This is a genomic window from Pseudoalteromonas sp. SIMBA_162, assembly GCF_046535955.1.
GTDB classification, from domain to species: Bacteria; Pseudomonadota; Gammaproteobacteria; order Enterobacterales; family Alteromonadaceae; genus Pseudoalteromonas; species Pseudoalteromonas marina.
In genome coordinates this window covers 1-232 of sequence record NZ_JAWJBQ010001319.1, presented here as the reverse complement: position 1 = coordinate 232, position 232 = coordinate 1, and the positions used below count along the sequence as shown (strand labels likewise).

Below are 232 nucleotides of genomic sequence, written 5' to 3'. Positions count from 1 at the left end.
CTGCGTGCGCTGCGCAAAGTGGTCACGTCGGATACACGTATTATTGCCGGTGCCAAGGCCCGTGACATTCACACTTCCACGCTGGAACTGTTCGAAAAAGTGCTCGGCCCAACCACCACCACGCTGGCATGGAAAAAAGCGCGCCTGATTAATTGCACTTTCAATGAACCGCAGCTGGCCGATGCGCCGCAGACCGTTAGCTGGAAGCTGGAAGGTACTGACTGGACTATCC

The 232-nt window shown here is 56.0% G+C and carries 1 pseudogene; it reads left to right on the top strand.

The features are described 5' to 3' along the window. Positions 1 to 232: pseudogene (locus R0J88_RS23915) on the top strand (23S rRNA (guanine(1835)-N(2))-methyltransferase); the annotation flags it as partial.